The sequence below is a fragment of the Amycolatopsis regifaucium genome (genome assembly GCF_001613935.1).
GTDB lineage: Bacteria > Actinomycetota > Actinomycetes > Mycobacteriales > Pseudonocardiaceae > Amycolatopsis > Amycolatopsis regifaucium.
In genome coordinates, this window is the sequence record NZ_LQCI01000009.1 from 127,358 (window position 1) to 141,199 (window position 13,842).

The 13,842-nt window shown below is 68.0% G+C and carries 12 protein-coding genes; 9 read left to right on the plus strand and 3 right to left on the minus strand.

Going from position 1 to position 13,842, the window contains the following annotated elements:
• The first annotated feature begins 56 nt into the window (after positions 1–56).
• From AVL48_RS10560 to AVL48_RS39765, 4 genes are all read left to right on the plus strand, one after another.
• A complete protein-coding gene (locus AVL48_RS10560; RefSeq protein ID WP_061987557.1) occupies positions 57–413 on the plus strand; it encodes a transposase in 357 nt (118 codons plus the stop codon).
• Between the two features lie 735 nt (positions 414–1,148).
• Positions 1,149–2,708 carry a PHA/PHB synthase family protein gene (locus AVL48_RS10565; protein ID WP_244162576.1) on the plus strand — a complete coding sequence of 520 codons (1,560 nt, stop codon included), beginning with the start codon at positions 1,149–1,151 and terminating at the stop codon, positions 2,706–2,708.
• Positions 2,705–3,493, plus strand: a complete 789-nt coding sequence (locus AVL48_RS10570) for an SDR family oxidoreductase (RefSeq protein WP_061987404.1) — start codon at positions 2,705–2,707, stop codon at positions 3,491–3,493. Before AVL48_RS10565 ends, AVL48_RS10570 begins: the two co-directional genes overlap by 4 nt.
• Before the next feature lie 714 nt (positions 3,494–4,207).
• The gene (locus tag AVL48_RS39765) at positions 4,208–4,471 is read left to right on the plus strand and encodes a hypothetical protein (RefSeq protein WP_208616259.1); all 264 of its coding nucleotides are present in this window, start codon (positions 4,208–4,210) and stop codon (positions 4,469–4,471) included.
• Between the two features lie 189 nt (positions 4,472–4,660).
• Here AVL48_RS39765 and AVL48_RS10580 read toward each other — a convergent pair whose 3' ends face one another.
• Positions 4,661–5,074 (minus strand): hypothetical protein, encoded by a 414-nt coding sequence (locus AVL48_RS10580; protein ID WP_061987402.1) that lies wholly within the window; start codon positions 5,072–5,074, stop codon positions 4,661–4,663.
• A 318-nt stretch (positions 5,075–5,392) separates the two neighbouring features.
• Here AVL48_RS10580 and AVL48_RS10585 point away from each other — a divergent pair, with 318 nt between their 5' ends.
• The 3 genes from AVL48_RS10585 to AVL48_RS38195 all read left to right on the plus strand — a co-directional run bounded on the left by AVL48_RS10585 (position 5,393) and on the right by AVL48_RS38195 (position 7,055).
• A complete protein-coding gene (locus AVL48_RS10585; protein ID WP_061987400.1) occupies positions 5,393–5,785 on the plus strand; it encodes a hypothetical protein in 393 nt (130 codons plus the stop codon).
• A gap of 60 nt (positions 5,786–5,845) precedes the next feature.
• Positions 5,846–6,364: an HAD domain-containing protein gene (locus AVL48_RS10590; RefSeq protein WP_061987398.1), complete on the plus strand. Its 519-nt coding sequence runs from the start codon at positions 5,846–5,848 to the stop codon at positions 6,362–6,364.
• A 280-nt stretch (positions 6,365–6,644) separates the two neighbouring features.
• Entirely contained in the window at positions 6,645–7,055 is a 411-nt protein-coding gene (locus tag AVL48_RS38195; RefSeq protein ID WP_074038248.1) for a CHC2 zinc finger domain-containing protein, read from the plus strand.
• A gap of 152 nt (positions 7,056–7,207) precedes the next feature.
• Here the strand turns inward: AVL48_RS38195 and AVL48_RS10595 are convergent, their stop codons facing one another.
• Positions 7,208–7,927: a DUF8017 domain-containing protein gene (locus AVL48_RS10595; protein ID WP_143104800.1), complete on the minus strand. Its 720-nt coding sequence runs from the start codon at positions 7,925–7,927 to the stop codon at positions 7,208–7,210.
• A gap of 436 nt (positions 7,928–8,363) precedes the next feature.
• Here AVL48_RS10595 and AVL48_RS10600 point away from each other — a divergent pair, with 436 nt between their 5' ends.
• Positions 8,364–8,777 carry a hypothetical protein gene (locus AVL48_RS10600; protein WP_061987394.1) on the plus strand — a complete coding sequence of 138 codons (414 nt, stop codon included), beginning with the start codon at positions 8,364–8,366 and terminating at the stop codon, positions 8,775–8,777.
• A 400-nt stretch (positions 8,778–9,177) separates the two neighbouring features.
• Here the strand turns inward: AVL48_RS10600 and AVL48_RS10605 are convergent, their stop codons facing one another.
• Positions 9,178–11,907 (minus strand): ATP-binding protein, encoded by a 2,730-nt coding sequence (locus tag AVL48_RS10605; protein ID WP_244162554.1) that lies wholly within the window; start codon positions 11,905–11,907, stop codon positions 9,178–9,180.
• Between the two features lie 347 nt (positions 11,908–12,254).
• On the opposite strand from AVL48_RS10605, the gene AVL48_RS10610 reads away from it, so the two are divergent.
• Positions 12,255–13,805, plus strand: coding sequence for a S8 family peptidase (locus AVL48_RS10610; protein ID WP_061987556.1), 1,551 nt, complete (start codon positions 12,255–12,257; stop codon positions 13,803–13,805).
• The last annotated feature ends 37 nt before the right edge of the window (positions 13,806–13,842 follow it).

Here is a 13,842-nt window from a genome sequence, read left to right on the forward strand (position 1 = left end):
GTGCGCGCCCCGGCTGCGCCTTGTGGGACCCACTTCCGCTGCCCATGCTTTCCGGCATGGGAGAGGAGCTGTCCCGGCGTTTGGTGCCCGACCGGCTGTGGACGGTGATCGGGCCGCTGGTACCGGAATTCGACCCACGACCGCAAGGAGGTGGGACCACCCCGCTGGCGGGCAGGGACGTCTTCACGGCGATCGTGTTCGTGCTCGTGAGCGACTGCGCCTGGCGGCGGTTGCCGGACGTGTTCCGCGTATCCCCCGCGACGGCGCACCGTCGCTTTCTCGCTTGGACCGAGGCGGGGGTGTGGGAGTGCCTGCGACGGACGCTGGAAGAGCATTCCGAGCTCGGCGACGACCAAGAGTGGGCGGTGGCGATCGTCCACATCGCGCTCACCCGGGCGGAGTCCCGCGGTTGATCCGCACCGTCGCGCCCGCTCGTCGTGTGCGCTCCCCGCCGTCACCTTCTCCCGTCGCCCACGCCCTGTCGGCCTTGCCATATCGGGCGGTGGGCCCGTACCTCGCGATACGTGCGATGGTGAGCGGCTCGGCGGGCATGCTGCTGTGCATGGGAAATCCTCCAGGCCGATGTCACTTCCGGAATACGGATCTCGGATCCACGATCCGTGCCACCGACCGTATGCGGTGCCGCGACGTGCGTCGCCCGTCGCGGCCGTCTCGTGTGGTGGACCATCGCCACGCGGCGCGCACACGTTCGCCACCGCCCTATCCGGACGACTTGCCGTCCTGGGTACCGCGCGTGCGGCCTTGGGGCACCGAAGCGGCGGAACGGTGCCACAGCGGGTTTCGGCACGACCCTATCGTCCACGTGAGACAGCGCGCTGTTGGCGCACACGGCGTCGTGGTCGGGGCGCGGTTCCCCCGGCGAGCCACCTCGCTGCGCCTTTCACACCTCTGTGGCCTCCAACGAAGCCGCGACCCCGCCAACGTGCCTGCCGACGCGCACCGCACGGTTCTACGGTCTTGCAGAGAAGTGGATGCCAGCGGCTCGTGACCCCCGCGCACCGCCCTCGCCTGCCGGGCATCCGCCCCCACTACAGCGAGATTCGGTCGACCGCCGGTCCCGGTGAGGAGCACGAACAGTGGAAGCGCATGACCCCGAGCAGCACATCTACGATCGGTTCAAACCTTCCGTGTCACCACCGAATTCCGGAGCACGGCGGTGGTATCGCGAGCCGCGGAAGGCGGTCGAGGCCAGGCCCGATCCCGGGGACGCACGGTTTCGCGACGTCGTATGGAACTCTCCCGGTTACCGGTTCCTGCTCCGGGGATATCTTGTGTGGCGCCGACTCGTGCTGGCGAGCGCCGAGGTCCCATTCGTCCCTGCGTGGCGACGGCCGCAGGCGCGGCTCCTGGCGGAACTCGTCGCCGAAGCGTCGGCGCCCGCGAACACCTTCATCGGCAACCCCACCGCGCTCCGCCGAGTCGTGACCACCCGCGGCGCGAGCCTGGCCCGCGGCATGAGCAACCTCCTCGACGACGTGGTGCACCGCGGGGGCCGCCCGGCCAAGATGCCCACCGGGGCCTACCGCCTGGGCACGAACCTGGCCACCACACCCGGCCGGGTCGTGTATCGCGACGACTTGATGGAAGTGCTCCAGTACGAGCCGCAGACCACCGAAGTGCATCAGGTTCCCCTCCTGCTCATCCCCGCCTGGGTGAACAAATTCTATATCTTCGATCTGGCCCCGGGGCGGAGCCTTGTGGAATGGGCGGTCCGGGAAGGATTCACGGTGTTCGCGATCAGCCAGCGCAGTCCCCTGCCCCACCACGAAAAAACGGGGTTGGACGAGTATTTCCAGCGGGTTCCGCTACGTGCCCTCGACGTCGCGCGCGAGATCACCGGCTCCTCGGAAGTCCACTTGACCGGGGTGTGCGCGGGCGGGATGCTCGCGGCGTCCCTCGCCGCCTGGCTCAGCGCGGCCGGTGAGCCAGGTGCGGCGTCGCTGACGCTGCTGGTGTCCGCCCTCGATCACCCCTCACCCGACAACGGCGTGAACCGGTGGTCGGACCTGGAGATCAAGCTGTTGACCCGTATCCTGGCCGACCGCGACGGCCTGGTCGACGCCGGCCGCATCAGCCTCCTGTTCGACCTGTTGCGCTCGCGGGACACGCTGTGGCAGCCGTCGATCTCGGGCTGGTTCCTCGGTGAGCGGCCGGAGCCCTTTGACATCTGGGCGTGGAGCGAGGACGGGGTGGGCGTGCCCCGAGTCCTGTTCGAGCAGACGCTGCGGTCGTCGATCGACAACACGCTGGCCCGCGGCCGGCTGCGACTAGCGGGACGGCCGGTCGACCTTTCCACCGCCCCGCAGAACGCCTTCGTGGTCGCCGGTGTCCGGGACCACATCATCCCGTGGCAGACGGTGTATCACAGCGCACGGTTGCTCGGCGGTGACGTGGCCTTCCACCTGGTGCCCTCCGGGCACGTGGGCAGCATCATCAGCCCGCCGCGCCCCAAAGCCGCCTACCGGACGGGACCGACTCCGCTGCCCGGCGACCCTTCGGTGTGGTGGACCGGTTCGGTGCCACATCAGGAATCCTGGTGGCAGGCGTGGACTCGGTGGCTCGCGCCCCTGTCGGGACCGGCCGTCCCCGCCCGTGTCCCGGGGAGCACCCGTCATCCCGCGGGCGACTTCGCGCCAGGTCGGCACGTGCGGTCACGCGCACGACGACACCAAGGCGGCGACTCATGATTCTTGACCGGTTTCGTCTGGACGGCAAGGTGGCGGTGGTGACCGGCGCCGGCCGCGGCATCGGTGCGGCGTGCGCCATCGCGCTCGCCGAAGTAGGCGCGGATGTCGTGCTCGCCGCGCGTACGCAGGCCCAACTGCTCGTGGTGGCGGAGGAAGTGCGGCGAAAAGGTCGCCGGGCCCACCTGGTGTGCGGCGACCTGTCCGATCCGGACGCCGGAGCGGCACTGGCCGGGGACGCCGAAGCCGAATTCGGCCGGATCGACGTGGTAATCAACAACCTGGGCGGGGGCCGTCCCGGCCCGCTGGGGCACAGCTCAACGGAAGCGCTCGAAAAAGCCTTTCGTTTCAACGTCTCCACCGCGGACGCGCTGACGCGTGCCGCGGCCGACGTGATGCTGCGCGGCGACGGCGGCGCGATCGTCAACATCTCGTCCGTGGTCGGACGTGTCGCCGGCCGCGGGTTTCTCGCCTACGGGACGGCCAAGGCGGCGCTGACGCACTACACCCGCCTCTCCGCCGCCGACCTGTCGCCCCGGGTCCGGGTCAACGCCGTGGCTCCGGGCATCGTGCTCACGGTGGCGTTACAGAAGCTCGTTGGCGAGGGACCGGCGCGCGAGCGCGCCGAGGCGTCAACGCCGCTACGGCGCATCGGTGATCCGCAGGACGTCGCAGCCGCCGTCCTGTACCTCGCTACAGATGCGAGCGCATACCTGACCGGCAAGGTGATCGAAGTCGACGGCGGCTTGCACGCACTCAACATCGATCTGGACCTCCCCGACCTCTGAGCGCCCGGCGCTGTTCGAATCGAACCCACGAAGATGTGGCTGACCGTGGCGAGCAATACCGCGGCACCGGCACCACCTGGAAGTACTGACACCCGCCTGACAGTTCCGGACAGGGCCAGGCCGGGCAAACGCCATCCATCGACAACGCCGTGGCCACCGCCAGGCTGCACGCTGCCGGACCGCCCGATCGCCGGCACGTCATGGAGTCGGGAACGATCACGATCGATCACCTCTACGGGTGAGCACACCGCGCGGTCCGGATGCGCACGAAAGCGGTCCGCACCCACGAAGAAGTAGCGCGAATTACTGGCAAACCCACCAGCAGCAGGGCGCTACCGTCGTCAAGACCGGACGGTAGTCAAAACTGGATCCGCGTGAACCGCACCTGCCCTCGCTCCTCCTGCGGCCATTCGCCAGTACGAACGGGGCTGTTCGGATTCTTGATCGGCTACCGTGCAGTGGTGGATATCCAGGTGCTAGAGGGTGCTCTGGTCGAGGTGCCGACCGACACTGTGAGCAGGAATGGACCGGCGGGACCCACATGTCGCTCACTTGTCGGTCGGGATCGGCGCGGACGACGCTGACTGACGACCCCTTGGAGCGCGGGCCGCAGGGCGGCCCGGACCTCACCGCGGACGAAGCACGCGCCCATGAGGACCTGCCGTTCATCTGGTGGGTCGCCGACCAGATCATGCAGCGCGACCGCCGGGCTTGGTGGATGAAGCACTGGCTTCATCCACCACCTGTATCCAAACCCTGGAAATCTGCGAGCACAGCGAGCCGATTCTGCTTGTCCAGCACGACAACGGCATATGGCAGCTCATCGGTGCTTCCGACGCGGACGGCGGCACCGGCAAGATCGGGCACCCGCACCACGCCATCGACAGCGACCACACCCTTATCGGCACCCTCGGCCTGCCACCCGGCGGCAGCACGACACGAACCGGCGTCGCAAGTCCCTGGCACCGGCAGTTCTGAAGTCGCACATATGCTCCTGCCGCAGGGCGCGCGCTCCCGTTGTACGTCCGCTCATGCCGATGAGAGGGCGGTCCCGCGGCCGGAGCGGGCATGATCAGCATCCAGCGGGTCGCGTTCGAAGCGAATGTCGACATGGGTTGGTCTTCAGCGGGTCTACTCCCCAGCTGAGCGGCCGTGTGCAGCGCTCGGTCAGGAACCGAAGAGGGCGCGTATTCCGCCCAGATTGGCGAATCTGGCCCATAGGTCACTGTCGGGAGAGTGCAGGATGTGGCCGGTGATCAGCAGTTCGAGGAAGGCGCTGTGCAGTTCTGACCGGTCGTCGCGGCCGCGTCCCGTCCGGGCCGTGGTGATTCGGTAGCCACCTTCGCAAGGAGTGAAGACGGCGTCGTAGACGCATTGCCCGACCCCAGCACGATAGATGGACAGATGGTCGCCTTCGACCAGCGCCACCCATTTGTCGTCCATGTCCTTCTCCTGCAGTCCCAGCTTGATCCGCTCCCATTCCGAGTCGGTCCACAACCGTTGCGGAGCGGGCAGCTCGCGGGGGTTGGCGATGGGAAGCAAGGCGTGCTTGAACGAGGCTCGGGTTACGGGATGGGACATGCTATGAGGGTACTTCGGTCACACCGGTTCGTTGAACATCCGCTCATGCCGATAGGCAGGTGTTTCGTTGGGGGGTGTCGGTGGCTCTCTCCTTGGCTTCACGTTCTGATCGAACATGCGCTCGTTGGGCTGGCCTCTGCCTTTCCCTGCTCGCCGAGAACAACCAGTGGGACCTCCAAGCCATCACGACGAACCTCGGAGAGGCCGACTCCACCGTCCGCAGCTACTCACTCCGCCCGGACAGCTGGCGAACCGGCGAACTCATCCTCAACGACCTCGCGATCGACCGGCTCGCCGCGATGACCGGCCGCTCGCCGAATGCTCTCGCCCGCGCCCTGGGGATCTTCGGCATCCACCGCCGGCGGACACCCGACGCTGCACTGGAGCGCTATCTACGCCAAACCGGTCCGCACCACCGAATCCCGGATCATCCGGCCATGCCGCCGCTGCGCCGCGAAACACGGAATCACCACGCCGGTCTCAATCCTGCGCCGCGTCGACCAGCCCACCTGCCGCCGCCACGGAACCTGGCTCATCGACTTCCCCAACGCGGCACCCTTCAGCGCCGCCGAGGCTCGGGAGGTCGCCGGCCTGAAGACCAGCCGCGACGCCGCAGCTCGCAAGCTCTTGAACCTCGACAAGCTCCGCGAACGTCCGCCCGCAGGACTGGTGAACCTCGGGATCCCGATCGTCAGTGGCCACCGTGGCTAGTCCACATACTCAACACGCACAGGGACAACACCGCCCCAAATCGGCGGCTATCGTGCTGTCGTGACAGGCTCCCGACAACGGCCGCTGCTCTTTCTTGACGTCGACGGGCCGCTCATCCCGTTCGGCGCTCCGTCAGGGCAGTACCCGACATATCTCTTTGATCTGAATTCCCTTACCTCCAGCTCGAACCCCCTCCTGGCCAGGCTCAATCCCAGGCATGGGCCCCGTCTCGCGACGTTGCCCTGTGATCTGGTCTGGGCCACAACCTGGGCTGCTGAAGCGAACGAGTGCCTATCGCCGCGACTGGGACTCCCACAGTTGCCAGTGGTCGACTGGCCGGAGACTTCCGAGTTCGAGGAACGGGACGAGCGGCACGGACTGCACTGGAAGACCCGCGCTCTCGTCGGCTGGGCGGCAGAACGTCCATTCGCCTGGGTTGACGACGAGATCACCGCCACCGATCAGGCGTGGGTGCGCGCGCACCACCCGGTGCCGGCGCTCCTACACCGCGTCGACCCCCGGCATGGCCTCGCGGACGCCGACTACACCGCCCTTGCCGAGTGGCTGCGGAAGGCATAGACGACGTAGGCCAACGGATGGCTCGGGGAGGTCGCGGGTCCAGAAGACCGATCGTCCCGCCGCGGCTCGCAGGCTCGTGAACCTCGACAAGATCCGCGAGCGCCCACCAGCCGGTCCGGTCAACCTCGGGAGCCCAGCCATCAGCGACGACAGTGCCTAGTCCGGAAAAGCCACCTTCGAGCGGACAGACAGGACATGACGCACCGGTCTCGCATCACTTCAAGCCCCGGCTCGCCGTGACCGAGTCTTGGCGTCGACGTCGCCAGTACAGTCCGGGCCCATGGCCGTCACCTCGATCTCGGCCGCGGAGCCGCCCGGCCCGCACGGCATCGTCGAGGTCGTCGCGCCGCACGTGAAGCTGAGCCCGCTTGGGGACGCGCAACTGCAGGGAGCCTGCCCGTTTTGCGGCTCCCGGGCGGTCAGAGTCCGCCCTGCCTACAACACCTTCCACTGCTTCGGATGTGGGGTTGGCGGAGACGCCCGGATGTCCGCTGTCGCGCCGTCGAGGGGTGTCGTCGTGTGTGGGGGCGGGATCGGTGATCCATCGGTTGTCGCGCCAGACGATCTGCGCCGTCGCGGGTTGATCGAGATTCGGTCAGCCAACGAACCGAATGATCGGTGGGCCGCCTCGCGCCGAGCCCCCGCAGCGAATGTCCTGTTCGGGCTGGGACTGCGCGGCACCCCGAACTGAGCCGCACCTAGAACTCGGTGGCATCAACGTCGTCGAGTCCATGACCGTGTCGGGGGCAACGGATCGATCCCGAGATATTGTCCCTTGTGGATGGTCATCAGGATGTGCGTGAGCGTTTGAGTCGTTCTCTTGACGGGAAAGGCGGAGCCCGGTCATCCGAGGCGCGCGCTGTCCGCGATCCTGGTGAGGTCCTCTTCGGCAGGCGAGTCCGGCATCTGCAGGTCCCCCCACACCACGACCAGCAGCGTTCCCTGCGCTGTAGGCAAGGCGACCACCCGATAGGTGGTCGAGGGCGGGTCGCAGTCGTCCCTGCCGTGCGGGGTGACCGTGCCCTGCACCTGCGCCCCGCCGTCCGGGCGGCGTCCGACAGGGCCGGAAGACACCTGACCGCCGCTGCGGAAAGCCCGCGTTCCCCGATACATCAACGCGTCCGCCGCGGCCGCCATCGGATCGGTGGTACGCGCCCGGTCGAGGTACAGCTGGCCGAGGATGGCTTTCGAATTCGTTGCGCAGTAGCCCGGTTTGTACCGCGCCCCTCGAGTTCGCACCTCCGGAATGTAGGTTCCATCGACCGGCTGCCAGGTGGGTGGCACCTCGACGAACACGCCCAGCCCGAGCTCCAGCGTCTTCCAGCCGGGCGCCGGCGGGGTTCGGGAGGTACTGCTCTCGCTGATAGGCCAGGATGAGGCAGCGCTGTCGTCCTTGCTGTTCAGGAACACCAGCAGCCCGGCCATCAGACCGGCGATCACCACCAGCACGCCGACGGTGATCCCGGCGATCATCCCCGTTCGACGCCGTTTCGGCGAAGGCGCCGGGTAACCGGGCTGGTACGGGAATTCCGGAAACCACTGCTGCTGCCCCTGTCGCTCCACGAGCGCAGGCTAGCCCTCTGGCACGCGGTTCCGGCGCCGCTGTCCGCATCCTGCCAACGTCTTGTCATGCCGACGAGGGTGTAGCTGGACTATCGAAGGAGTGCGGAGTCGCCGAAGCCCATGTCACGCGTCTTCTCGTGCGAGAAGCGGCTGCTGCGCGTCCCGCATCGCCCGGAACACCGAGTGGTACAGCGCGCCCAGGGTCAGCTGCCGCGGCCCGCGCGGGTCAGCACGTCGACGACGGTGCCGGTGAACGCGGTGTGCGCGGCGTCCGGCGGGGCGAGCGCGAGCTGTTCCGCGGACCCGATGAGGTCGCGGGTTCGCCTGATGCGGAACAGGCCAGGCTGCGCCAGTTGTCGTGTACTGCGGACGGGTTTTCGGGCACACGTGGACCGCTCATGCCGATGGCACGAGGTCGCTTCGGCAGGATGGCGCCATGTCAGAACACGGGTACCAGCCGAACGAGTTGCTGGGCAGGCTGGTCGGGTCGCGGCTGTACTCGGTGAACTTCGTGTACGACTACGTCCAACTGCATTTCGACCGACCCGGTGGCGACTTGCCCATCCTGACCTGCGACGTCATGCCGACTGTCACCGTCGTCAATGGCACGTACACCGACGGCCGACCCGGCTACGCCGACGCGCTACGGTCCCTGGTCACCGCAACCGTGGTCTCCACCGAGGAAGCCACCGGCACGGGACTGAGCCTCGAGTTCGACACGGGCACTCTCGCCCTGCACCCGACGCCGGCCGAACTCGCCGGACCCGAGATCGCGAACCTGACCGGCTTCACCGACGGCCAATGGATGTGCTGGCGCCCAGGTGAGGACTCCTTCGAAGACCTCGCCTGAACAGCCACTTCACCGGCACATACCACGGGCATCTGCGGACACCGCACCATCGGTACCGGGCAAACATCCGCTCATGCCGCTGACCGTGCTTCTCGGCAAAGGTCCGGTCGTGCCGCGATCAGAGTGACACCCGGGAAGTGATTAGCCGGGCGGAATTCGTGGTTGCCGATGATGACGTGTGGCTCTCCGCGTTCGGCGTTCTCCCCCAGGCCGAAGAGGCATCAGGCGACGAATGGGTGCGAGAGGTACGGGCGCCCGTGTCCGTGACCGAGGAGCGCTGACCCCGACACGATCGCATCCGGTGTCGTTTCATGCATCGAATGAGCCGGTGTCTGGGCGGGCCTCGGGGCCGCTTGCGGTGTCGCCAAGCAGGAAGCAGTCGCAGGCAGGGCGCGAGCGTTCAGAGCCGGACGTCGTGGCGGGACGGCGCGTTCAGCTTGCGGCGGACCTTGACGACGTAGTCCTCGACGGTGCGGCGGGACAGGAACAGGGCTTGGGCGATCTCGCGGTTGGTGTGGCCGCCCGCGAGGAGACGGGCGACATCCTGTTCACGTGGGGACAATTCGTTGCCGTAGCCACGCCTCCCGCGCCGGGAAGGCGTGGCTACGCCGGTGCTGCGGATGCGGTGGCGGCATCGGGCGGCGTCGACCGTCGCCCCGAGTGATTCATAGGACTGGGCGAGGACGTCGAGCACCGTGACGTCGGCGAGGGCTCCGCCTTCGGCTTGCTCGGCGAGTTGGGTGGCCCGGTAGGGCAGGCCCAGGTCGTGATGCAGGCCGATCGCTTCCCGGTAGAGCCGGTCTGCCTCGTCGCGGTCGTCCGTCACCGCAGCCAGCCTTGCGCGGCAGCCGGACAGCGCTGCGTGGGCCAGCGGGGCGTCGACACCTCCCAGCCCGACGGTTGTCTCGGCGACGAGCTGACGCGCGGCGTCGGCGCGGTCGACAGTCAGGTAGAAGTCGACAGCCTGTGGCAACAGGTCGCCTGACCACACCCACGCGCCCTTGCTCCGCAGCATCGCCACGCCGCGTTCCACATGTTCCTCCGCCGCGGCGACTTTGCCCTGGCTGAGCAGCATGCCCGCCATGCCCCCGGCAGCCGATACGCCTACCGGAAAAACCTGAGCGAGTGGGTACGAGCCAGCCGCCGCGAAGGCTCGCTCGGCTCGCACCCATTCGCCGCGTGCGGCCGCCAACCAGCCTCGCGTGAGGTTCAGGTCGGTGGTCAGCAGCAGGTTCGCGTAGGTTCCGACCAGGTGGTCGATCCGTTTCTCCAGCCCCGACCACTGGCCGTCGAGCCAGTCCAGCCGGACGGCGGTGGCTTCGGCGGTACCGACCACGTAGGAGGCGGCGACCTGCTCGGCCAAGGTGATCCCGCTGTGCAAGAACTCCCGCGCTCGCGCATAGTGCCCGATCCACGAGCATGCGTCTGCGAGGTTGCAGTGCGCCCGGGCCAGGTGGTGGATCTCGTCGGGGTCGTGTACGTCGGAAGGAGACGGCAGCTGGGCGACGCGCTTCCAGGTGCTGGAGTCGCCGACGATGAGCCGCCCGCCGAGCGTCGTGGCCAGCAGGACGGTCCGCAGGGCTTGAGTGGGCAGGTGGTCGGCGATCATTTCCACCCGGTCCAGTGCGATCTGGTGCTCGGCGATCGAGACGGTCCCCAGGTACGGGCCTGCCATGGCCGCCAGCCCGCGCACGGTGCGTTCCGGCTGGTCGGCGAGCAGGTCGACGGCGCGGGCGAGCTGGTCGGCACCGCGGTCCACCTCGCCGGTCTCGCGCTGCAGCAGCAGCCCGAACCACAGGTGCACTTCGCCCCGGACGTCCGGGGAGAGCCTCGGGTCCGACAGCAGACTCTCGACCCGCGCCGTCACCGCCCCGCCGGGCAGCCCCATCAAGGCGTACCCGCACAGCTTGACGGCCAGCCGGTTCGTGTCCTCGACGCTGATCTCCGGATCGGCCAACACCTCGGACAGCAGGTCGACTGCGGTGGTCACGTCCTTGACTTCCTCCGCTGCCTCGGCGGCCAGTTCGCTGTAGCGCACCCATTCACTTTTCCTGCCTGCCGCTTTGGAGTGCACGGATAGACGACCGGCACGTACACGGCCAAGGGCCGAGAGTGCCGCTAGGGCGCGTTCGTGCAACTCTCGTCGCCGAGGGCCGGGCAGTGACGCACAGACCGCGCGCCGGGTGACGTTTTCCCGGAAACCGAACCTATTCGCCGTCTCCTCCACGAGCACACCGGATTTCGTCAGCTCGATGAGGTGCTCTACCTTCGATTCACCCGCCACGGCGCTCAGGACATCGGTCGTCTCCGGAACGCCCAGCACCGCGGCGGCCTCGGCGATGGACCGCGCGGCGTCGGGCAGGCGCCCCATCCGCTCCCTGATCGCGTCCGACACCAGGACCGGCACATCGATCCCCTCCACGACCCGCTGGGCGAGATCACCTTCCGCGCGTACGTCCGCCATCGGGTCGCGCAGCGCACGGACGGTTTCCTCGATCACGAACGGGATCCCGGCCGTCTCGCGCAGGACGGCCTCGGCGAACCGGTCCGAGGTCACCTCCTCCGCCACGAGTGCGTCGATCATGGCGCGCACCTCCACCACGCCGAGGGGCCGCAGGACCAGGTTGATGCCGGTGACCCCGTGCGGCATGTGCGAGGGGTAGCCGAGCGGGGCCACGGTGGGCAGGTCTTCGCGGCGGTAGGTCGCCACGATCGACAGGCCCGGCGGAGGGCTCGCCAGCACGAACCGCAGTACCCAGCGGGTCTCCTCGTCCGCCCAGTGCAGGTCCTCGAGCACGAGCACGGTGGTTCCCAGGGAGCGAAGCAGTTCGCGCACGGCGCGGAAGATGCGGTGCCGTTCGGCCTCGGCGTCGCCCAGAGCACGTGGCGCGGGTGGCAGGAACCCGGCGAGCTCCGGCAGGTAGTCACGCAGGGCGCCGGTCACCGGGCCGGGGTCATCAAGGCGGTCACCGCACTGGCTGAGACAGTCGAAAAGCACCCCGTACGGAAACGGCTCGGGCAGTGGCTGGCACGCGCCCACGAGCACGCGCATCCCCCGGGTGCGGGCGGTCGCGGCGAACTCGGCGACCAATCTGGTCTTGCCCACTCCGGCCTGTCCCTCCACGAACACAAATCGACGGTGCGTGTTCCACCGCGCCGAGCAAGGCGGCCAGTTCCTTGTCCCGGCCGATCATCGGCACCGAGCCGGACCGGAGGAGAAGCGGTTTCGCGCCACCATGACCCATGCTCGCTCCTGCCGGTGATCATGCGAAAAGGACTGTCCTACAGGGTAGGTCGGCCGCCGGGGGCGGCGTAACCCCGTGAGCACGCGCATTCGGCGCGCACGCACGATTCCGTACTCATACGGGTCTCAACCACGCTTGTTTCCCTGTCGCCCACACCGAAAAGTGGATTCCCGAGCGGTCTGCTGTCGCCAGTCCGTGCCGATGGCCGCTCGAACGCATGATGGAGGAATCGATGCAAGAACGCAGGAAACGATTATTTTCCAGCTTGTTCACCGTCGCGGTCGCCGCAGCCTCGGTGGCGACCACTGCGGGCGAAGCTGTGGCGCGGCAGGCGGAAGCGGCCGTCGCGCAGGCCGCCCATCCTTACCCCGGACAGTACATCGTGATCCTCGACAGCGGCGCCCGCGCCGCGACCGAGGGCCAGGCCGCAGCACTCAGCCAGCGCTACGGCGGCGAGGTGACCGACACATACTCGGTCACCCTGAACGGGTTCGCGGTCCGTAACCTGACCGAGCGGCAAGCGCGACGCCTGGCCGCCGATCCGTCGGTCAAATCGGTACACCAGGACGGCACGACCAGGGCGGCGGGCGAGCAGCCGAACCCACCTTCGTGGGGCTTGGACCAGATCGACCAGCGGGCCGCCACCCTGGACAAGAAGTACACCTTCCCGAACTCGGGTGAACGGGTGACCGCCTATGTCATCGATTCCGGGGTCAATACCCAGCACCCCGAGTTCGAGGGCAGGGCGAGTCACGGCTACGACATGCTCGACAACGACACAGATGCGAGCGATTGTTACTGGCACGGCTCGCATGTGGCGGGAACGATCGCGGGTGCGACGGTCGGGGTGGCGAAGAAGGCCAAGGTCGTGGCCGTGCGCTCGCTGGACTGCAAGGGCTCCGGGCCGGACTCGGCCACGGTCGGCGCCATGGAGTGGGTGGCCAAGAACGCCGTAGGGCCCGCGGTGGTGAACATGAGCCTGGGCATGGACGTCCTCGGCGTCGGCGACGAGCAGGTCAAGGCCATGGTGGCCAAGGGGATCGTGGTGGCGGTCTCCGCGGGGAACAACGGTCAGGACGCGTGCGGCGTCAGCCCTGCGCGTGTTCCCGAGGCGATCACCGTTGGCTGGTTCAACAAAGACCGCACCCGCGGCGGGAACTACGGTCGCTGTGTCGACCTCTTCGCTCCGGGCGGCAACATCTATTCCAGTGACCACACCGGAAAGTTCCGCACCGGCAGCGGTACGTCCATGGCCTCCCCGCATGTCGCGGGCGCGGCGGCGCTGTATCTGGCCGCGAACCCGGGCGCGACCCCGCGGCAGGTCAGCGACGCGCTGGTGCGAAGCGCCAGCCCGGATCTGATCACCAATCCCGGGACGGACTCGCCCAACAAGGTGCTCTACGTCGGCGACATCGGCGGTGGCACGCCGTCCAAATGCGGGGTGAAGAGCAACGACCAGGACGTGGCCATCCCCGACGCAGGTGCGGCGGTGGACACCTCCGTGAACCAGGACTCCTGTCAGGGCAAGGCTTCGGCATCGTTGGCAGTCCGGGTCGACATCGACCACGCCTACACCGCGGACCTCGACATCGACCTTATCGGGCCGAGTGGGGCGTCCTACCCGCTCAAACGCGCGGGTGGCGTCGCTGAGTCCGGCGGTGTGCACCAGAGCTTCACCGTGGACGCGTCACGCGAGGACGCGAACGGTACGTGGCGGCTTTCGGTTCACGACACCTACGGCTTCGACGCCGGCACGCTCACGGGCTGGTCCATCACGTTCTGACCGAAGTGGACGGACACCCGTTCCTTTTCCCTCGAAG